This is a genomic window from Streptomyces phaeolivaceus (assembly GCF_009184865.1).
GTDB classification, from domain to species: Bacteria; Actinomycetota; Actinomycetes; order Streptomycetales; family Streptomycetaceae; genus Streptomyces; species Streptomyces phaeolivaceus.
In genome coordinates this window covers 7,537,260-7,557,960 of record NZ_CP045096.1, presented here as the reverse complement: position 1 = coordinate 7,557,960, position 20,701 = coordinate 7,537,260, and the positions used below count along the sequence as shown (strand labels likewise).

The window sequence follows — 20,701 nt, the reverse complement described above, 5'->3', positions numbered from 1 at the left end:
TTCTTAACGCTCGCTGTGAGCGCCGCGAGCGCGTGCCGCACGCCATTCGGGCGCCAGGACGGACCATATCTCCAAGTCGTGCCGGACACCCCGGTGGGGATGTCTCTCGCGCTGCACACCGTCCCTGACCATGCCGAGCCGCCGTGCCACGTTGAGGCTCGGCGTGTTGCCGGAGGCGGCGATCCACTCGACGCGGTGGATGGCGCGTTCGTCGACGGCCCAGTCGATGAGGATCCGCACGGCGCGGGTGACGAGTCCCCGTCCGGTGCCGGCGGGCTCCAGCCAGCAGCCGACCTCGCAGTTGGCGTTCTCGGCGTCGAAGTTGAGGAAGAGGACCCCGCCGACGAGCTTGCCGTCGAGCCAGATGCCGTGCAGGGAACCGGTGTCGGCGGCGCGCATGTCGGCGTACCGCTGGAGGACCGCGCGGGCGCCTTCGCCGTCCGCGGCGGTCTGTCCGAAGGGGACGTACCGGTTGATGAAGTCCCGCCCCCGCTCCAGGTGCGCGAGGAACTCCTCGGCGTGCCAGGGTTCCAGTGGCCGCAGTTCGGCCCCGTCGTCACCCAGGGATATCGCGTACATCCGGTTGTCGCTCCTCACCCCGTACGTCCGTGACCGGCGGGTCCATGGCCGGTAGATCCATGACCGGCAGGTCCATGACCGGTACGTCCGCGGTCCGTGTCTCCGTCGCGTCGGCGTCCCGCGCCGCCGGTACCCTCGCGGCGTCCCCCGCCAGTACGTCCGCCACCTCGGCGTCCGTCGCGGCGGCCAGCCTCTCATGGGCGGCGCGGGATTCGGGCGGTTCGATGCTGATGCGGGGCATGCGCCGGTCGAGCCAGCGGGGCAGCCACCAGTTGGCGCCGCCGAGCAGATGCATCAGGGCGGGGACGAGGAGCGTCCGCAGGACGAAGGCGTCCAGGGCGACGGCGGCGGCCAGCGCGATGCCGAACATGGCGATCACGCGGTCGCCGCTGAGCACGAAGGCGAGGAAGACGGAGATCATGATGACCGCCGCGGAGTTGATCACCCGGCTGGTCTCGGCGAGGCCGACGCGGACCGCGCGCCGGTTGTCGCCGGTCTCCAGCCACTCCTCGTACATCCGGCTGACCAGGAAGACCTGGTAGTCCATGGAGAGCCCGAAGAGGACCGAGACCATGATCACGGGGAGGAAGGGTTCGATCGGCCCGGCCCGGCCGAGGCCCAGCAGCTCGCTCCCCCAGCCCCACTGGAAGATCGCGACGACCACACCGAACGCGGCGGCGACGGCGGCCACGTTCATCGCGGCGGCCTTGAGCGGTATCCCGACGGAGCGGAAGGCGAGCAGGAGCAGCAGACAGCCGAGGCCGATGACAACACCGACGAACAGCGGCAGCTTGCCGACGATGACGTCCGCGAAGTCGTCGTAACCGGCGGTCACCCCGCCGACGTGCAGATCGAGGGAGGTCCCGGTCTCGGCGCGCGGCAGCACCTCGCCGCGCAGCCGTTCGACCAGCTCGCTGGTCCTCGCGGACTGCGGGGAGGAGTCGGGTACGACGGTGAGGTAGGCGGTGTCGCCACCGGTGTTGTACGTCACCGGGGTCACCGCCGAGACGCCCTCGGTGGCCCTGAGCGTGGTGTCGAGGTTGTCGAGGGCGAGCTTGTCGGCGGCGCCGTCGACCTCGGTGACCAGGGTGAGCGGGCCGTTCACGCCCGGCCCGAAGCCCTCCGCGAGGAGGTCGTACGCCTGGCGGGTGGTGGTCGCCTGCGGGTCGTTGCCCTGGTCGGAGGTGCCGAGGCGCAGTCCGAGGGTGGGCAGCGCGAGCAGGGTCATCACGACGAGGGCGATCGCGCCCAGCTTCTTGGGGTGCCGTTCGACGAAGGCGGACCAGCGGGCGGCGAAGCCGGTGGGCAGTTCGGGCTCGGGGCCGTGCTCGGCGAGCCGGCGGCGCTCGCGGCGGCTGAGCGCGCGCATGCCGATGAACGACAGCAGGGCGGGCAGCAGGGTCACGGAGGCGGCGACGGTGAGGACCACCGTGAGGGAGGCGGCTATCGCGACGCCGTTGAGGAAGCCGAGCCGCAGGATGAGCATGCCGAGCAGGGCTATGCAGACCGTGGCGCCCGCGAAGACGACGGCCCGTCCGGTGGTCGCGACGGCGCTCCGCGCGGCCTCCTCGACGGACAGCCCCCGCTTCAGCCCCCGGCGGTGCCGGGTCACGATGAACAGCGCGTAGTCGATACCGACGCCGAGGCCGATCAGGGTGCCCAGCATGGGCGCGAAGTCGGCGACCGTCATGGCGTGCCCGAGCAGGGTGATCCCCGCGTAGGCGGTCCCCACGCTGACCAGGGCGGTCGCGATCGGCAGCAGACTGGCGGCGAGCGAGCCGAACGCCAGGAAGAGGACCACGGCGGCGACCAGCACACCCACGATCTCGGCGAGATGCCCGCCGGAGGACTCGGTGAGCCCGATGGAGGTGCCGCCCAGCTCCACCTGGAGCCCGTCGCTCTCGGCGGCCTTCGCGGTGTCGACGACGGCCTCGGCCTGCGCCTTGTCGACGTCCTCGGCCGGCTTGTCGAAGGTGACGGTGGCGTACGCCGTACGGCCGTCCTGGCTGATCCGGCCGCCGTCGGCGCCGTCGTACGGGTCGGTCACGGCGGCGACGCCCGGCAGTTCGGCGATCCGGTCGAGGGTCCGGGTCATGGTCTGCTCGACGGCGGCGGCCCGTACCGATCCGGTGCCCGCGTCCGTGTGCCAGACGACGGTGGCGTTGTCGCCGCCGACGCCCGGGAAGCCCTCGTCGAGGAGGTCGGTGGCGCGGCTGGACTCGGTTCCGGGGGTCTTGTAGTCGTTCGAGTACGCGGCTCCCGCGACGGCGGCGCCGGCGGCCGTGCCGGCGAAGGCGAGAAGCCACAGAAGGACGGCGACAAGACGGTGCCGGACACACCAGCGCGCTAGGGCTGCCACGGATCGTGCTCCTGGGGAGGGGAGACATGAACAATTCCTGGCAACTGTCGCACCACAATGTGATCGTTTGGCCCCTTTGAGGGTCTCCTCACATGGGATGGGAGGCACCTCACAGGACGAACGGCGGCGCTCTGTCGCCCCCGCGTCACCGCCGTGACACGCCTGAGGGCGGCTCATCGCGGGGATGTGCCGCCCTCAGGGATACGGAGCCGAACAAATACTTGTTCAGTCGACCAAATATTTGTTCAAACCCGGGCTCAGCCCTCGCCGACGCCCAGCTTCTCCAGGATCAGTTCCTTCACGCGGGCCGCGTCCGCCTGACCGCGCGTGGCCTTCATGACCGCGCCGACCAGCGCACCGGCCGCGGCGACCTTGCCACCGCGGATCTTGTCGGCGATGCCCGGGTTGCCGGCGATGGCCTCCTCGACGGCCGTCGTCAGGGCGCCCTCGTCGGAGACGACCTTCAGACCCCGCCGGTCGACGACCTCGTCCGGGGTGCCCTCGCCCGCGAGGACGCCTTCGATGACCTGGCGCGCCAGCTTGTCGTTCAGATCGCCCTTCGTCACCAGCGCGGTGACCCGGGCGACCTGCTCGGGCGTGATCGCCAGCTCGTCGAGCGCCTTGCCCGACTCGTTGGCGCTGCGGGCCAGCTCGCCCATCCACCACTTGCGCGCGGAGGCGGCGTCCGCCCCGGCGTCGATGGTGGCGACGATCAGGTCCAGCGCACCGGCGTTGGTGATCGACTGCATGTCGGTCGCGCCGATGCCCCACTCTTCGAGCAGCCGGTTGCGGCGGACCCGCGGCAGCTCCGGAAGCCCGGCCCGCAGTTCCTCGACCCACTCGCGCGAGGGGGCCACCGGCACGAGGTCCGGCTCGGGGAAGTACCGGTAGTCCTCGGCCTCCTCCTTCACGCGGCCCGAGGTCGTGGACCCCGTGTCCTCGTGGAAGTGCCGGGTCTCCTGGATGATCGTCCCGCCGTCGTTCAGCACGGCGGCGTGCCGCTGGATCTCGAACCGGGCCGCCCGCTCCACGGAACGCAGCGAGTTGACGTTCTTCGTCTCGCTCCGGGTGCCGAACTTCTCCCGGCCGTGCGGGCGCAGCGACAGGTTCACGTCGCAGCGCATCTGGCCCATCTCCATCCGGGCCTCCGAGACGCCGAGCGCCTTGATGACCTCGCGCAGTTCACGGACGTACGCCTTGGCGACCTCGGGAGCGCGCTCGCCCGCGCCCTCGATCGGCTTGGTGACGATCTCGATGAGGGGGATGCCCGCGCGGTTGTAGTCGAGCAGCGAGTGCGAGGCGCCATGGATACGACCGGTGGCGCCACCGACATGGGTGGACTTGCCGGTGTCCTCCTCCATGTGGGCGCGCTCGATCTCCACGCGGAAGATCTCGCCGTCCTCCAACTGCACGTCGAGATAGCCGTTGAAGGCGATCGGCTCGTCGTACTGGGAGGTCTGGAAGTTCTTCGGCATGTCCGGATAGAAGTAGTTCTTCCGGGCGAAGCGGCACCACTCGGCGATCTCGCAGTTCAGCGCGAGACCGATCTTGATCGCCGACTCGACGCCGATCGCGTTGACGACCGGGAGCGCGCCGGGCAGGCCGAGGCAGGTGGGGCAGGTCTGCGTGTTGGCGTCCTGACCGAGTTCGGTCGAACAACCGCAGAACATCTTGGTCTTGGTGCCGAGTTCGACATGGACCTCAAGGCCCATGACGGGGTCGTACGACGCCAGCGCGTCCTCGTACGACACCAGGTCGGTCGTGGTGGTCACGGTGGAAACTTCCCTCTCAGCCCAGCAGGACGTCGTCGTCGCCCAGCCGCTTCAGTTCGCGGTACAGGATGGCGAGGCCGGTGACGATGCCGACGGCGGCCACGGACGCGTCGATCAGCCGCAGCGTGTCCTGCTCGGCGCGGGCCTTCTTGATCCGCTTGGCGATGCCCCACGCGCCGAAGGCGGTGGAGGCGATGGACACGTACGTACCGGACTTGGACTTCTGGAAGTCCTTGGCCTTGGACAGTGCGTTGCTCACAGCGACGGAGCCTCCTCGAGAAGCGGGTGGCCCCACTTTTCCACGAAGGCGGCCTCGACGGCGGCGCCGACCTTGTAAAGACGGTCGTCCTTGAGCGCCGGGGCGATGATCTGCAGTCCGACCGGCAGCCCGTCCTCCGGCGCGAGGCCGCAGGGCAGGGACATCGCGGCGTTGCCCGCGAGGTTGGTCGGGATGGTGCAGAGGTCCGCCAGGTACATCGCCATCGGGTCGTCGGCGCGCTCGCCGATCGGGAAGGCGGTGGTGGGCGTGGTCGGCGAGACGATGACGTCGACCTTCTCGAACGACTTCTCGAAGTCCCGGGTGATGAGCGTCCGGACCTTCTGGGCGCTGCCGTAGTACGCGTCGTAGTAGCCGGAGCTGAGCGCGTACGTGCCGAGCATGATGCGGCGCTTCACCTCGGGGCCGAAGCCCGCCTCACGGGTGAGGGAGGTGACGGCCTCGGCGGAGTTGGTGCCGTCGTCGCCGGTCCGCAGGCCGTAGCGCAGCCCGTCGAAGCGGGCGAGGTTCGACGAACACTCGCTCGGCGCGATCAGGTAGTACGCGGCCAGCGCGAGGTCGAACGAAGGGCAGTCCAGTTCGACGATCTCGGCGCCCAGCTCCTTGAGGAGGGCCACGGACTCGTCGAACCGCTGGACCACACCGGCCTGGTAGCCCTCGCCGCGGAACTGCTTGACGACGCCGACGCGCATCCCGGCGACGCTGCCGTTGCGGGCGGCCTCGACGACCGGCGGGACCGGGGCGTCGATGGAGGTGGAGTCGAGCGGGTCGTGCCCGGCGATCACCTCGTGCAGCAGCGCCGCGTCCAGGACCGTACGGGCGCAGGGCCCGCCCTGGTCGAGGGAGGACGAGAAGGCGACCATGCCGTAGCGCGAGACCGCCCCGTACGTCGGCTTCACACCGACCGTGCCGGTGACGGCGGCCGGCTGGCGGATGGAACCGCCGGTGTCGGTGCCGATGGCGAGGGGCGCCTGGTAGGAGGCGAGCGAGGCGGACGAACCGCCGCCGGAGCCACCCGGGATACGGGTGAGGTCCCACGGGTTGCCGGTCGGCCCGTACGCGCTGTTCTCGGTCGAGGACCCCATGGCGAACTCGTCCATGTTGGTCTTGCCGAGGATGACGACGTCCGCGTCCTTGAGCCGCTTGGTGAGCGTGGCGTCGTACGGCGGGATCCAGCCCTCCAGGATCTTCGACCCGACGGTGGTGGGAATCCCGACCGTGGTGAAGATGTCCTTGAGCGCGAGCGGAACGCCGGCGAGCGGGCCGAGCTTCTCGCCCCTGGCCTTCTTCTCGTCGACGGCACGGGCCTGGGCGAGCGCGCCCTCACGGTCGACGTGCAGGAAGGCGTGCACCTTCTCGTCGACGGCCTCGATCCGGGCCAGGTGGGCCTCGGTGACCTGTACGGCGGTGAGTTCGCCGGACGCGATCTTCGCGGCGATCTGGGCCGCGGTGAGCTTGATGATGCTGTCGGTCATGACGTGATCAGTCCTCCCCCAGGATCTGCGGCACCTTGAAACGCTGCTGCTCCTGGGCCGGGGCGGCGGAAAGCGCCTGCTCGGGGGTGAGCGAGGGACGGACCTCGTCCGCGCGCATGACGTTCGTCAGCGGCAGCGGGTGCGAGGTCGGCGGAACATCTTGGTCGGCGACCTCGCTGACGCGGGCGACCGCGCCGATGATGTCGTCCAGCTGGCCCGCGAAGTGTTCGAGTTCTTCGGGCTTCAGCTCCAGACGCGCCAGCCGTGCGAGGTGGGCGACCTCCTCGCGCGTGATGCCAGGCATGCAGCGATCCTCTGGGGTGAGTGTGTGTGGTTTGGCGCCAATCCTATGGGGCGCGGAGCGCTTGCCGCGCCGCGCGGCCGGGGCGCCTTATGACTCGGGGGTACTTGTGCGTCGGCGGGTGCGGGTACGTGGGGCGTCTCGCGCAGTTCCCCACGCCCCTAAGAACCCAGGCCCTGCGGGCCTCAAAAAGCATGGGGCGCAGCCCATGCCTTTTCAGGGGCGCGGGAAACTGCGCGAGAACCCCCACCGGACCCGCACCCGCCAAACCGAGCCCGCACCCCCGAGCCACAAGGCGCCCCGCTACTCCTCCACCGTCGCCGCAGGCAACGCCGCGGCCGGCCGCTGCCACCCCCGAGACCCCCGCGCCCGCAACCACGCCGTCGTCTCGTCCGGCGGCATCGCGGCAGCGACGAGCCACCCCTGCACCGCGTCACACCCCAGATCCCGCAACCGCTCCCACGTCTCGTCGTCCTCGACCCCCTCCGCGACGACGAGCAGCCCGAGCGAATGCGCGAGATCGACCGTGCAACGCACGATCTCCGCGTCCTCGTTGTCGATCGCCAGCCGGGCCACGAAGGACCGGTCGATCTTCAGCTCGCTCACCGGCAGCCGCCGCAGATGCACCAGCGACGAGTACCCCGTCCCGAAGTCGTCGAGCGACATCTTCACCCCGTGCCCGGTCAGCCCGGCGAGGGTGTCCGCGGCCCGCTGGGGGTCCTCCAGGAGCACGTGTTCCGTTATCTCCAGCTGCAACGACCCCGCGGGCACCCCATGACGGGCGAGCCGCGCGGCCACCGCGCCCGCGAAGCCGGGGGTGTGGACATCGCGCGGGGACACGTTCACGGCGACCGGTACGTGCAGGCCCTGTGCCCGCCACCGCGCCACCTGCCCGAGCGCGGTCTCCAGCACGTACTCGGTGAGGTGCGGCATCAGCCCGGAGGACTCGGCGATCGCTATGAACTCGTCCGGCGGCACCTTCCCCCGCTCCGGGTGCACCCAGCGCACCAGCGCCTCCAGCCCGGCGACCTGCCCGTCGAAGCGCACCTTCGGCTGGTAGTGCAGCTCGACCTCGTGCGCGTCGAGCGCGCGCCGCAGATCGCCCAGCAGACCGAGCCGGTCCGGGGTGTTCGAGTCCCGCTTGGACTCGTAGACCTCGACGCCCGTACGGTCCCGCTTCGCCTGGTACATCGCCACGTCCGCCCGGCGCAGCAGCCCCTCCGCGTCGAGCGCGTGGTCGGGGAAGACGGCGAGCCCGGCACTGGCCTCCAGGACGAGGGTGAGCCCGTCGAGGTCGAGCGGTGAGCCGAGCGCGGCGACGAGGTTGCGGGCCACGCGGGACGCGGACGTGGTGGAGTCGGCGACGGGCAGCAGGACGGCGAACTCGTCACCGCCGAGCCGCGCGGCCTCCGCTCCGCGCGGCAGGGCGACCCGCAGCCGATCCGCTATCTGCAACAGCAGCCGGTCGCCCGCGAGATGCCCGAGTGTGTCATTGACCGACCGGAAGCGGTCGAGGTCGATCAGCATCAGCGCCGACCTGGCGCCGATCCGTTCGGCGTCGTCCAGGGCGGTCCAGGTGCGTTCCAGCAGCCACTGACGGTTCGGCAGTCCCGTGAGCGGGTCGCGCAGCTGCTCCTCGGCTCGGGCGCGGGCTATCCACAGGGTGGAGTCGAGCGCGATGAGGGGGATGGCGAAGAGCGGCAGCAGCAGCGGCTGGGCGGTGGCGACGACACAGACCAGCGGCGCGATGCCGAGCAGCGCGACGGCGACGAGCCCCTGTCTGACCAGGGCCGTGCGGGCGACGGTGGGCAGTCCGCCGCGCGGTTTGGCGAGATACCAGAGCAGGGCGCGGCTGACCACGAGATAGGCGACGGCGACCAGGGCCACCTGGGGCGCGGAGTAGAGGTTCCAGCTGTCCGGGTCCCAGGGCCGTTCCACCGAGGGGACACGGCCGAAGACCCGCAGGACGAGCGCGGCGGCGCCGATGCCGAGGATGTCGACCGCGCCGTGCAGGACGCCCTGGCGCCAGCGGCCCCGGCGGGCGATGCCGACGAGGACGACGACGGTGAGGCTGACCATCCCGGCGGCCACCCAGCCGTACAGCAGCAGGACGGCGAGGGTGAGGGCGGCGCCGGAGCCGGTTCCGCCCCACCAGCGCGCGCGGCCCATGGCGACGAGATGGCCGACGATGATGCCGGTCAGCAGGGCGAGGGACCAGCCGACGGCGCCGGACGGGAAGAGCGCGTGCTGTCCGGCGAACGCCCGGTAGAAACCGGCGCCGAGGATGGCGCCGGCGAGGCCCACGATCACGGCGGGCAGCGCGGGCCAGGTCATGTGCCGCTCGGCGTCGTGCCCCGGCAGTTCGTGTCCGCGCCCCTCGCTGAGCACACCGGTGACGGCGGGGGCCCCGCCCGTGCCCACCGCGGGGCCGGAGGTGAGCTGTGCCGGACCGGGTACGAGGGGGCTGTGTGCGCTCGCGCCCGCACGGCCCGGCGACCGTGCCGCCCCGGTCACGGACTCCGCCGGCGCCGTCCGCTCGGGACCCCGCTCGCGGTCCGCCCGCTCCCGGCTTCCCTCGAACGGGCGTCCTCCCATGAGCAGGGAGCGTCCCCGTCGCCAGGCCCCGGACACCCGGCGCAGGCGCAGCCGTGAGTCCGGGGCGACGCTCTCGGTCGGTTCCATTCCCGTCCCTCTCACAGCCGGCGGTGCCCACGCCACGCGGCCCGTTGCTCCCGACAACCCTCAACGGCACCGCGTCCGAAAACCCACCACGCGTCCGGGCACGGCAGGCGCACACCTCAACAGTAGGCCGCACACGGCTTCCACGGGCAGCGGTCGACGTCGGTTGCCCGAACGCGACCGGCCACCCGTATGCATCTGGTATGCGCCGAACGGGTGGCCTTCAACCTTTACTCCTCGATCGGGAGCGCGACGTCCGCCGCCGCGTCCGGGCCCTGTTCGAGCAGCACCGCGAAGCCGTCCTCGTCGAGGACGGGGACCTTCAGCTGCATCGCCTTGTCGTGCTTGGAGCCCGGGTTCTCCCCCACCACGACGAACGAGGTCTTCTTCGACACCGAACCGGTCACCTTGGCGCCCCGGTTCTGCAGCGCCTCCTTGGCCCCGTCCCGTGTGTGGTGTTCGAGTGTGCCGGTCACGACGACCGTCAGCCCTTCGAGGGGCCGGGGGCCCTCGTCCTCCCCGGAGCCCGCGTCCTCCAGGGGGACACCGGCGGCCTTCCACTTACGGATGATCTCCCGGTGCCACTCCTCGGCGAACCACTCCTTGAGGGCCGTCGCGACGATGGCGCCCACGCCGTCGACCGCCGTCAGCTCCTCCTCCGTGGCCTGCTCGATCCGGTCGATCGAACGGAACTCGCGGGCCAGGGCCTGGGCGGCGACCGGTCCGACATGGCGGATGGAGAGGCCGTTGAGGAAGCGGGCGAGCGGACGACGCTTGGCCTCCTCGATCTTCTGGAGCAGCGCGAGCGTGTTCTTCCGGGGCCCGCCCTCCTTGTTGGCGAAAGGCGTGGCGACCTTCGGCTCGCCCGTCTTGGGGTCGTGCTTGGGCAGCCCGCTGTCCATGTCCAGGACGTACGCCTTGATGGGGAGCAGCTTCTCGACCGTGAGGTCGAAGAGGTCGCCCTCGTCGACCAGGGGCGGGTCGGCCGGCTCCAGGGGCCGGGTGAGGGCCGCGGCGGCGACCCCGCCGAAGTGCTCGATGTCCAGGCACTCCCGGCCCGCCAGATAGGCGACGCGTTCTCTCAACTGGGCGGGGCAGCTGCGGGCGTTGGGGCACCGCAGATCGATGTCGCCCTCCTTCATCGCGCGCAGCGGCGTCCCGCACTCGGGGCACTCGGTCGGCATGACGAACGGGCGGGTCTCGTTCTCGTCGCGCAGGGTCACGACGGGCCCGAGGATCTCGGGGATGACGTCACCGGCCTTGCGGATCACGACCGTGTCCCCGATGAGGACGTTCTTGGCCTTGACGACCTCCTGGTTGTGCAGGGTGGCGAACTCGACCTCCGAGCCGGCCACGGTGACGGGCTCGACCTGGGCGTACGGCGTGACCCGGCCGGTGCGTCCGACACCCACCTTGATGTCGATGAGCTTGGTGTTGACCTCTTCCGGGGCGTACTTGTACGCGATCGCCCAGCGGGGTGCGCGGGCCGTCGAGCCGAGTCTGCCCTGCAGCCGGATCTCGTCGAGCTTGACGACCGCGCCGTCGATCTCGTGCGCCACGGAGTGGCGGTGCTCGCCGTAGTAGGCGATGAACTCCCGTACGCCGTCGAGGTCGTCGACCACCCGGTTGTGCTCGGCGGTGGGCAGGCCCCAGGACCTGAGGAGGCCGTAGGCCTGGGAGAGGCGGGTGAAGCCGCCGTCGAAGCCCTCCAGGGCGCCGATGCCGTGGACCACCATGTGCAGCGGCAGGGTGGCCGTGACCTTGGGGTCCTTCTGACGCAGTGAACCCGAGGCGGAGTTACGGGGGTTGGCGTACGGCTTCTCGCCGGCCGCGACACGGCGTTCGTTGAGGCCCTGGAAGGCGTCCATCGGGAAGTAGACCTCGCCGCGGATCTCGACGAGCCGGGGGACCCGGTCGCCCTTGAGGCGGTGCGGGATCTCGGCGATCGTCATGACGTTGGGCGTGATGTCCTCGCCGACCTCGCCGGTGCCCCGGGTGGCGGCCCGGGTCAGTCTGCCGTCCTCGTACGTCAGGTTGACCGCGAGGCCGTCGATCTTCAGCTCGCACAGCAGGTGGTAGTCGGTGGTGCCGACGTCCTTGGCGACGCGCTCGGCCCAGGCGGCGAGCCCCTCGTCGTCGAAGACGTTGTCGAGGGAGAGCATGCGCTCGCGGTGCTCGACCTCGGCGAGGTCGGTCTCGTACTCGACGGCGACCTTCTGCGTCGGTGAGTCCGGGGTGCGCAGCTCGCTGTACTCGTCCTCCAACGCCTCCAGGGCGCGCAGGAGTTCGTCGAAGTCCGCGTCGCTGACGACCGGGTCGTCCTTCACGTAGTACCGGAAGCGGTGCTCCTCGATCTCCTCGGCGAGCCGCGCGTGCTTCTCGCGTGCCTCGGGGGGCACCGTCGCCTCGGCGGGTACCGATGTGGGCTGTGCGTCCTTGTCGCCGGCCACCGTGTTGTCCTCCCGTTACTCTGGGTTGTCCGCGAGGGATCTCGCCGCCTTGACGCAGTGGGCGAGCGCATGGCGTGCGTACGCCGGGGAGACCCCCGCGAGCCCGCACGTCGGAGTGACCGTGACCGTGTCCGCGAGAAGCCCCGGAGACAGCCCCAGCCTGCGCCACAGCGTCCTGACCCCCATGACGCTACCGGCAGGGTCCGACAACGCCCCCTCGGTGGTCGGCACGACACCGGCGAGCAGCTTGGTGCCCCCTTCCACCGCTTCCCCGATCGTGTCATCGTCACGCTCAGTAAGCAAGGTGAAGTCGAAGGAGATCGCGGTGGCACCGGCTCGGCGCAGGAGCGCGAAGGGTACGTCGGGGGCGCAGGAGTGCACGACGACCGCCCCTTGGTCCGCGTGGACGCCGATGACGTCCCTGAGGGTGGCCTCGACGAGTTGGCGGTCGACGGCGCGGTGGGTGCGGTAGCCGCTCGCGCTCTTCACCTGGCCGCGCAGGACGGCGATGAGGGAGGGTTCGTCGAGTTGCAGGACGAGTTGGGCCCCCGGGGCGCGGCGGCGGACCTCGGCGAGGTGCTCGCGCAGGCCCTCGGCGAGGGAGCCGGCGAGGTCGCGGGAGGCGCCGGGGTCGGAGAGGGCCACCTCGCCGTTCCTCAGTTCCAGCGCGGCGGCGAGCGTCCACGGTCCGACGGCCTGCACCTTCAGCGGGCCCTCGTACCCCTGGGTGAACTCCTCCAGGGCGTCCAGATCCTCGCCCAGCCATGACCTGGCCCGCCTGGTGTCCCGTCCGGGGCGGTCGCCGAGGCGCCAGCCGCTGGGCTCCACGCGCGCGTACAGCTCGACGAGCATTCCTGCGGTTCTGCCGATCATGTCGGCGCCGGGGCCTCTGCCGGGGAGTTCGGGCAGGTGCGCCATGCCCGTCTCCGGCCACTCGAAGGTGCCGGTGACGGTCTTGGCGGCCTCCCGGGCGTCGCCGCCGGGCAAGGAGCCGATGCCGGTGGCGGGGCCGAGGACGAAGTCTTGTTTCACGCCCCGAAGCCTACGTTCGACTTCGGGGGCCGTGTGTCGGCCGCGGGTCCGGTGGGACTTCTCGCGCAGTTCCCCGCGCCCCTGAAAAGCCAAGGCCGTGAAGTTAGGGCTTTGGGAGCGTTGGCAAGTGCGCTCTGGTTCTATGGCTTCTTGGAACGTGGGAAGCGGAGCCCCGGTAGAACTGGCAGTCGACCAAGACAGCCGTTCACAGGACCGGAGGCTCCGCTGTCCGATCAGTGTGTCATCACGCGGGAAATCACGGTAGCCAAGGGCGTGTTCGCCCCGGGGCATCTGGGGGAACTCACCCGGATCATCCCGTTCGAGATGGTCGATGCGGTCCTTGCCGAGACCGGTGCTGTCCAGCAACGGCTGCGGAAGATTCCCGCCCGGGTGGTGGTCTACCTGCTGCTGGCCGCGGCCCTGTTCGAGGACTGCGGCTACCTGGCCGTCTGGCGCAGGCTCACCGCCGCGCTGGAGACGATACCGGTCGTGAAGATCACCGGCGCGGGGCTCTGGGACGCCCGCAGGCGTCTGGGCGTGCGGCCCATGCGGGCCCTGTTCGATCTGCTGCGCGGGCCGGCCACGGTGATCCGCACCCGCGGCGCCCGCTTCAAGGGCCTGCTGGCCGTTGCGATCGACGGCACCTACCTCGACGTTCCCGACAGCCCGCCGCACCGGGCCCGTCTGGGCAAGGGGTCCAACCGGTTCGGAACTGCCGGCTACCCGCAGATCTGCCTGACCGCGCTGGTGGCCTGTGGCACCCGGGCGATCCTGGATGCCGCCTTCGGACCGCGCTCCCAGGGAGAGACCGGACACGGCAGGCGGCTCATGCGCTCCCTGCACGCCGGAATGATCGTCCTGCTGGACCGGGGCTTTTCGGGCAACGCGTTCCTGACAGCCGTCGCCGCCACCGAAGCCTCCTTCCTCGCACGCATCACTGCCACCCGCAAACCTCCCGTCCTGGCCCGCTTCGGCGACGGCTCCCACCTCTCCCGCTTCGGCGCCCTCGAGGTCCGCATCATCGAATGCGAGATCACCGTCACCACCAGCCAGGGCCGCCGCACCGGGCTCTACCGGCTGGCCACCAACCTCCTGGACCACCACCGCTACCCGGCATCCGACCTGGTCAGTCTGTATCACGAGCGGTGGGGTGCGACACGAAGTCGCACGAGTATGAGTGAACTACCTGAAGGAGGGCGGCAGTTGTTGTCGACAGGATAGTTCCGGGCCAGTGCTCAGGGCCCGTCCCCACTCCGGCATGCGCCGCTGGTAACGGCGGGGTGTGAAGCCCGGAGGAGACGCCCAAGGACTCCCGTTCCATCCGGGAGTTACCGGCAAGGGGAAGACCGGACGGGTGAACGCGAGTGAACCCCTGATGATGCTTCGTGATCGTTGGGCCCCGCCGATGGGATGGTCCAGCGGGGTGCAGGACTGGCCGCTGAGAAGCGGCAGGCGCCGGCTGAACACCCATCGTCAGCCGGGAGAGCACCGCCGTCCCGGAGTTTAGGGGGCACCCACCCCGGTCGTATCTCACTCGTGTGGAACGTGGAAACCCCGTTGGGGTCCGGCGCCGGAAGACGCCGGTCAGCCGACCGTAAGGAAGGCTCAACTCCCCAGCGGGAACAGGATGACCCAAGAAGCCAATGCCGGTGGCCGAAAGGCAGCGGGAAACCGGAGCACATGGCCAGCGCCTCCGTTGGTCGCCCTGGATAACCGGCCGGATACGGGCGCTCTGCCCGGACCCGAAAGGGTGCTGACGTGGGTCAGGTGGGCCTGTGGAGAACCGATGATCATCAGCACCGGAACCGAAGGACAAGTTGGACGCCATGACGACTGGAACCTCCCGGGCGCATGCCGTCCTGGGCGACAGCGGCGCGGTGAACGGACCGGAGGGCGGCCCCACCGACTGGCAGTCGATCGACTGGCACAAGGCGGAGGAGGAAGTACGGCGGCTGAGGCAGAGGATCTTCACGGCATCACAGGCAGGGGACCTCAAGAAGGTCCGCAATCTCCAGAAACTGATGCTCCGTTCCCGCTCCAACACGCTGCTGAGCGTGCGGCGGGTGACGGAGATCAACGCTGGCCGCAAGACGGCCGGGGTCGACGGGAGGGTCGTCCTGCTGCCCCAGGGCAAGGCCGAGCTGGCCGACTGGATGCAGCATCGGGCGACACTCTGGAAGCCCCGGCCCGTCAAGCGGGTGTTCGTGCCGAAGGCAGGCGGCCGTCAGCGCGGACTCGGGATCCCCGTGATCATTGACCGGTGTCTTCAAGCCGTGGCGGTGAACGCGCTGGAGCCCGAGTGGGAGGCACGGTTCGAGCCGAGGTCCTATGGATTTCGGCCCGGCCGTGGCTGCCATGACGCGATCGGAGTGATCTTCCTCGTCGTCAAGGGCAAGAACCCGAGACGGCAGTGGATCCTTGACGCGGATCTGGCGGCGGCATTCGACCGCATCGACCATGACCGCCTCCTGGCCGCTCTCGGCCACTTCCCCGCCCGGGGACTGGTCAAGCAGTGGATGAAGGCGGGTGTGCTCGATCGCGGGCGGCTGTCCCCGACCGAGGAAGGGGTCCCGCAAGGCGGGATCATTTCTCCTGTGCTGATGAACGTGGCCCTGCACGGAATGGAAGCGGCCGCCGGAGTCCGCTACCAGCTCACCGGTGTTGGTGCCGGGGAGCTGAAAGAGGGCTCGCCGAGTCTGGTCAGGTACGCCGATGATCTTGTGACGCTCTGCCACAGCCGTGGCGAGGCCGAGCAGGTCAAGGAACGGCTTGCCGGGTGGCTGGCGCCCAGGGGCCTTGCCTTCAACGAGGACAAGACACGCATCGTGCACCTCGACGAGGGCTGTGACTTCCTGGGATTCACCATCCGCCGTTACCACGGCGTGCTGCTGATCAAGCCGAGCAAGGCGGCCGTGCGACGGATCCGGGCACGGCTCACCGCCGAAGTGCGGGCTCTTCGGGGCCAGAACGCGACGGCGGTGATCGCCAAGCTCAACCCCATCATCCGGGGCTGGGCTGCCTACTACCGGGGCGTGGTGTCCAGCGAGATCTTCACCGCGCTGGACAACCACGTGTGGAAACTGGTCTACAAGTGGGCCAGGCACACCCACCCGAACAAGTCGAGGGGCTGGGTCGCCGCTCAGTACTTCGGCCGGTTCAACCGCTCCAGGCAGGACCGGTGGGTCTTCGGCGACCGGGCCTCCGGCCGCTATCTCACCAAGTTCTCCTGGACGAAGATCGTCAGACATCAGCTGGTCGCCAAGGGCGCGTCTGTGGACGATCCCGCGCTGGCCGACTACTGGGCCTCCCGGCGCCACAGGAACAAACCGCCGCTGAGTCCGTACGGACTACGCCTGCTCCAGGCGCAGCACGGACGGTGTTCCCTCTGCGGGGACCTCCTTCTGCACGCCGACCGGCAGCCGCAAAGCCCCCAGGAATGGGAGCAGTGGCTGCGGGTGACCCGGATGGCGGTGCGGAGCAATGCACTCACCGTCACCCCGGACGGAGACCAGTCCGACGATCACGTCGCATTCCAAATGATCCACACCCATTGTCACCGTCGACGCGGCGGCAGGGGCCCGGCGACTCCGGGGGCCTCGTGAGCCTTCAGGGCCTGCTTGAGCCGGATGCGGTGACAAGCCGCACGTCCGGTTCTGAGGGGGGTGCGGCGCAGCAATGCGCCGCACCTACCCGACAAGTGGAGTCCGCCTACTTCGCGATCAAGAAAACGATGCTGGGCCGGCGGGTCCTGCGCTCCACCACTCCGCCCGGCATCGCCCAGGAGGTCTACGCCCTGCTGAGCGCCTACCAGGCCCTGCGGATCGCTATCGCCGACGCCACCGGGGCCACACCCGGAACAGACCCGGACCGGGCCAGCTTCAGCGTTGCCCTGCGATGCGCCCGCGACCAGATCGTCCAGGCCGCGGGCATCATCGCCGGCACCACGATCGACCTCGTCGGGACGATCGGCCGAACCGTCCTGGAACACCTCATGCCCGCCCGCCGCCTCCGCATCAGCCCCCGCGCAGTGAAACGACCCCTGTCCCGATACGCCTACAAAAGCCTCAATATCGACCGACGCACCTACACAGCCACCCTCAGCATCAACATCTTGACGCCGACGATCAGCCCATAACTTCACGGCCTTGCCTGAAAAGCAGGGCCTGCGCCCCTATGCTTTTCAGGCCCGGAAGCGAGCTACTGGGCGCTCCCCGGGCGGACCGTCAGGTCGTTGATCTCCGCGTCGCGGGGGAGGTCGAGGGCCATGAGGATCGTCGTCGCCACCGACTCGGGGGCGATCCACCTCGACGGGTCGTACTCCTTGCCCTCCTGCCGATGCACCTTCGCCTGCATGGGACTGGCCGTCCGCCCGGGATAGACCGTCGTCACCCGCACCCCGTTCCCGTGCTCCTCCCACCGCAACGAGTCCGCCAACGCCTTGAGTCCGTGCTTGGACGCGGCGTAGGCGGACCAGTCCGCGTGCGCGTTGAGCCCCGCGCCGGAGTTGACGAACACCACATGCCCGCGCGCGGCGCGGAGTTGGGGCAGGAAGTGCCGGGTCAGCTCGGCGGGCGCGACGAGGTTGACGTTGAGCTGGTGCCGCCAGGCCTTCGGCGTCAGATCGCCCACCGCCCCGAGGTCGACCACACCCGCGATGTGCAGCAGCGAGTCCACCCGGTCGGGCAGCGTCTGATGGGAGAAGGCCCAGGACAGCTTGTCCGGGTCCGCCAGATCGCCGACCAGCGTCCGCGCCCCCGGGAACTCCGCCGCCAACTCCTTCGCCCGCCCCGCGTCGCGCGCGTGCAGCACGAGTTCGTCCCCGCGCGCGTGCAACTGTCGCGCGACGGCCGCGCCGATGCCGGAACCCGCCCCGGTGATCACATGAGTAGCCATACGGTCATGCTCGCATCACCCCACCCCCACGAAGAACGCCCGGCCGCCAGGGCCTGTCGTTCGGATCACGCCGGCTTCGGGCCACGGCGACCGACGACAACGCCGCTGGGGGTCCCTCCACGCCCTCAAGGCAGTGGGGGAGTGCGTGCCAAGCCCCGCGGCCCAGGCGTGATCCGAAACGACAGGACCTAGGCCACGCCCCGGCTCTCCTCCAGGTATGCCATCGCGCCCACCGGCTCCTCGGCGAAGAAGACCAGGTCGGTGAGGGGGCGGGGCAGGAATCCCTCGTCCTCCATGCGGCGGAACTGCTCCTTCAGGCCGTCGTAGAAGCCCGCGGTGTTCAGCAGCACGACCGGCTTGTCGGTGTGGCCGTGCTTCTTCAGCTCCAGGATCTCGGTCGCCTCGTCGAGCGTGCCGGTCCCACCGACCATGACGACGACGGCGTCGGCCTTCTCCAGGAGCACCCGCTTGCGCTCGGCGAGGTCCCGGGCGACCACCATCTCGTCGGTTCCGGGCCGCGCCTTGGCCGACAGGAACTCGACCGAGACGCCCAGCAGTCTGCCGCCGGCCTCCTGCACACCGTCGGCGACCACCTTCATCAGCCCGACGTCCGAACCACCCCACACCAGGGTGTGTCCGCCCTTGCCGATCAGCTTCGCGAACTCCTTCGCGGGGCGGGTGTAGCGGTCGTCGAGGTCGGCGGCGGAGAGGAAGACGCAGATGTTCATGGGTCCACGTTAGGGGGCGCCACCGACGTCGGGACCCCCTCGTTCGCCGGCCTCCTCCGCCACCGTCGCGCGGATCTTCGACTGGCGGTGCGGAAGGTCCTCCCAGTCGTCCATGAGGCGGGCGGACAGGCCGTGTTTCCGGGCGAGTTCGACGAGGGTCTCGGTCCGGTAGTAGAAGTCCTCGTGGAGCACCTGGTGTTCGGTGCCCTCGGTGCGGCCGAAGGTGAAGTCGAAGAAGCCGCCGGGGGCGAGGACGCGGCCGACGTGCGCGAGGCACTGCTCGATGACGTGCGGCGGCGAGTGGGAGAACACGCTGTGCGCGTGGACGACGTCGAAGTGCCCGGCGGGCAGGAAGGAGAACGTGAGGTCGGCGACGAGCGCGAGATGCGGGAGTTTGGACTGCAGGCCCTCGCGCGCGAGGGTGCGCTGGGCCTCCATGAGGATGGCCGGCGAGATGTCGATGCCGTAGTAGTTCCCGGCGTCCAGGTGGTCGATGAAGAGCCGCCCGGCCCGCAGGTTCCCGCAGCCGATCTCCAGCATCCGGTGCCGCGGTTCCAGCCCGTGCCGCAGAAGGTAGTCGAACTGCATCCGCCCCATGCGCTGCCACTTCTCCACCGACGGGTTGTGCCCGACGGCGGCCTCCGGGCTGCGCGCGGTGTCGGCGGCCATCACGGCCCGGTAGTAGGCGATGTGATCACGGTGCTTCAGCCGCAGCCAGGTGTCCCGCGCCACCCGGTGCGCGTGCGCGGGCACCCGCCGGGGATGCCGCAACGCGTACCGCATCCGATGCCCGAGACTCCGCCGGTTCCGGGACGGATCTCGGGACGGATCGCGGGACGGGTTCCCGGCCTGTCCCGCCGGTTCTGTGGCTGTCATGACGACCTCCTACGTCCCCCTCGTCCCCCCTGTGGCCCGGCAGGGCCTCCTGGAGAGCTTCCGAGGCCCACCAAGCAGCCTGCGCCGCGCACGCGCGGACTGCTACCCGGGGAGGGGCGATCGGGGGCCGCGGGCCCTACACGGCTCCCGCACGCGCGCGCGTGGTCGACGCGATCGTCGCCGACCCCACCACCCGGGTGTCGTCGTACAGGACGATCGCCTGGCCGGGTGCGACGCCGCGGACGGGCTCGGTGAAGGTGACCTGGAGGGTGCCGTCGATCAGCTCCGCGTGGACCTCGGTCTCGCCGCCGTGGGCGCGGAGCTGGGCGGTGTAGGTGCCGGGGCCGGTGGGGGCCGCGCCGCACCAGCGGGGGCGGATCGCGGTGAGGGCGTCGACGTCGAGGGAGGCGGCCGGGCCGACCGTCACCGTGTTGTCCACCGGGGAGATGTCGAGGACGTAGCGCGGCTTGCCGTCGGGGGCCGGGGTGCCGATGCGCAGGCCCTTGCGCTGGCCGATGGTGTAGCCGTAGGCGCCCTCGTGGGTGCCCAGGACGTTGCCGGACTCGTCGAGGATGTCGCCCTCGGCGCGGCCCAGCCGGTCGGCGAGGAAGCCCTGGGTGTCGCCGTCGGCGATGAAGCAGATGTCGTGGGAGTCGGGCTTCTTGGCGACGGCCAGTCCCCTGCGCTCGGCCTCCGCGCGGATCTCGTCCTTCGTCGTCACCGTGTCCCCCAGCGGGAACAGCGCGTGCGCGAGCTGCCGGTCGTCCAGGACGCCCAGGACGTACGACTGGTCCTTGGCCATGTCGGAGGCGCGGTGCAGCTCACGCGTGCCGTCCGGGTTCACGATCACCTGGGCGTAGTGGCCCGTGCAGACCGCGTCGAAGCCCAGGGCGAGGGCCTTGTCGAGCAGGGCCGCGAACTTGATCTTCTCGTTGCAGCGCAGGCAGGGGTTCGGGGTGCGGCCGGCCTCGTACTCGGCGACGAAGTCCTCGACGACGTCCTCACGGAAGCGCTCGGCGAGGTCCCAGACGTAGAAGGGGATGCCGATGACGTCGGCGGCGCGGCGGGCGTCCCGGGAGTCCTCGATCGTGCAGCAGCCGCGCGCGCCGGTCCGGAAGGACTGCGGGTTCGCGGACAGCGCCAGATGGACGCCTGTCACATCGTGCCCGGCTTCCGCCGCGCGGGCGGCGGCCACGGCGGAATCGACCCCGCCGGACATGGCGGCGAGGACACGGAGGGGGCGGGAGCGCTGCGAGATCTCAGTCATAACCCTTCAAGGG

16 protein-coding genes are annotated in these 20,701 nt (G+C 70.3%); 3 read left to right on the top strand and 13 right to left on the bottom strand.

What is annotated here, in order from left to right; genetic code table 11:
• Positions 1–3: 3 nt before the first annotated feature.
• The 9 genes from F9278_RS34875 to F9278_RS34835 all read right to left on the bottom strand — a co-directional run bounded on the left by F9278_RS34875 (position 4) and on the right by F9278_RS34835 (position 12,924).
• Positions 4–579: a GNAT family N-acetyltransferase gene (locus F9278_RS34875; RefSeq protein WP_152171857.1), complete on the bottom strand. Its 576-nt coding sequence runs from the start codon at positions 577–579 to the stop codon at positions 4–6.
• On the bottom strand, positions 557–2,938 hold the full coding sequence (locus tag F9278_RS34870) for an MMPL family transporter (RefSeq protein WP_152171856.1): 2,382 nt from the start codon (positions 2,936–2,938) through the stop codon (positions 557–559). Before F9278_RS34870 ends, F9278_RS34875 begins: the two co-directional genes overlap by 23 nt.
• A gap of 257 nt (positions 2,939–3,195) precedes the next feature.
• Positions 3,196–4,710 (bottom strand): Asp-tRNA(Asn)/Glu-tRNA(Gln) amidotransferase subunit GatB, encoded by a 1,515-nt coding sequence (gatB, locus tag F9278_RS34865; protein ID WP_152171855.1) that lies wholly within the window; start codon positions 4,708–4,710, stop codon positions 3,196–3,198.
• Between the two features lie 16 nt (positions 4,711–4,726).
• Positions 4,727–4,969 (bottom strand): hypothetical protein, encoded by a 243-nt coding sequence (locus F9278_RS34860; RefSeq protein ID WP_086751135.1) that lies wholly within the window; start codon positions 4,967–4,969, stop codon positions 4,727–4,729.
• Positions 4,966–6,462, bottom strand: coding sequence for an Asp-tRNA(Asn)/Glu-tRNA(Gln) amidotransferase subunit GatA (gene gatA, locus F9278_RS34855; RefSeq protein WP_152171854.1), 1,497 nt, complete (start codon positions 6,460–6,462; stop codon positions 4,966–4,968). Before gatA ends, F9278_RS34860 begins: the two co-directional genes overlap by 4 nt.
• Before the next feature lie 7 nt (positions 6,463–6,469).
• Positions 6,470–6,766 (bottom strand): Asp-tRNA(Asn)/Glu-tRNA(Gln) amidotransferase subunit GatC, encoded by a 297-nt coding sequence (gatC, locus tag F9278_RS34850; RefSeq protein WP_005480000.1) that lies wholly within the window; start codon positions 6,764–6,766, stop codon positions 6,470–6,472.
• Positions 6,767–7,066: 300 nt separating this feature from the next.
• Positions 7,067–9,445, bottom strand: coding sequence for a putative bifunctional diguanylate cyclase/phosphodiesterase (locus F9278_RS34845; protein ID WP_152171853.1), 2,379 nt, complete (start codon positions 9,443–9,445; stop codon positions 7,067–7,069).
• A gap of 227 nt (positions 9,446–9,672) precedes the next feature.
• Positions 9,673–11,892, bottom strand: a complete 2,220-nt coding sequence (gene ligA / locus F9278_RS34840; protein ID WP_152171852.1) for an NAD-dependent DNA ligase LigA — start codon at positions 11,890–11,892, stop codon at positions 9,673–9,675.
• A 15-nt stretch (positions 11,893–11,907) separates the two neighbouring features.
• Positions 11,908–12,924, bottom strand: coding sequence for a methionine synthase (locus tag F9278_RS34835; protein ID WP_152171851.1), 1,017 nt, complete (start codon positions 12,922–12,924; stop codon positions 11,908–11,910).
• 273 nt (positions 12,925–13,197) lie between these two features.
• Here F9278_RS34835 and F9278_RS34830 point away from each other — a divergent pair, with 273 nt between their 5' ends.
• The 3 genes from F9278_RS34830 (at position 13,198) to F9278_RS34820 (ending at position 17,059) form a co-directional block, all read left to right on the top strand.
• Positions 13,198–14,145: an IS4 family transposase gene (locus F9278_RS34830; RefSeq protein WP_152169129.1), complete on the top strand. Its 948-nt coding sequence runs from the start codon at positions 13,198–13,200 to the stop codon at positions 14,143–14,145.
• 605 nt (positions 14,146–14,750) lie between these two features.
• Positions 14,751–16,526: a group II intron reverse transcriptase/maturase gene (gene ltrA, locus F9278_RS34825; protein WP_152169128.1), complete on the top strand. Its 1,776-nt coding sequence runs from the start codon at positions 14,751–14,753 to the stop codon at positions 16,524–16,526.
• 95 nt (positions 16,527–16,621) lie between these two features.
• The gene (locus F9278_RS34820) at positions 16,622–17,059 is read left to right on the top strand and encodes a hypothetical protein (protein WP_152169127.1); all 438 of its coding nucleotides are present in this window, start codon (positions 16,622–16,624) and stop codon (positions 17,057–17,059) included.
• 62 nt (positions 17,060–17,121) lie between these two features.
• On the opposite strand, the gene F9278_RS34815 is transcribed toward F9278_RS34820, so the two are convergent.
• From F9278_RS34815 to mnmA, 4 genes are all read right to left on the bottom strand, one after another.
• On the bottom strand, positions 17,122–17,817 hold the full coding sequence (locus F9278_RS34815) for an SDR family oxidoreductase (protein ID WP_152171850.1): 696 nt from the start codon (positions 17,815–17,817) through the stop codon (positions 17,122–17,124).
• A gap of 188 nt (positions 17,818–18,005) precedes the next feature.
• Positions 18,006–18,545, bottom strand: a complete 540-nt coding sequence (locus F9278_RS34810) for an LOG family protein (RefSeq protein ID WP_152171849.1) — start codon at positions 18,543–18,545, stop codon at positions 18,006–18,008.
• 9 nt (positions 18,546–18,554) lie between these two features.
• On the bottom strand, positions 18,555–19,421 hold the full coding sequence (locus F9278_RS34805; RefSeq protein ID WP_404818970.1) for a class I SAM-dependent methyltransferase: 867 nt from the start codon (positions 19,419–19,421) through the stop codon (positions 18,555–18,557).
• A gap of 136 nt (positions 19,422–19,557) precedes the next feature.
• Entirely contained in the window at positions 19,558–20,688 is a 1,131-nt protein-coding gene (gene mnmA / locus F9278_RS34800; RefSeq protein ID WP_152171848.1) for a tRNA 2-thiouridine(34) synthase MnmA, read from the bottom strand.
• Positions 20,689–20,701: the final 13 nt, after the last annotated feature.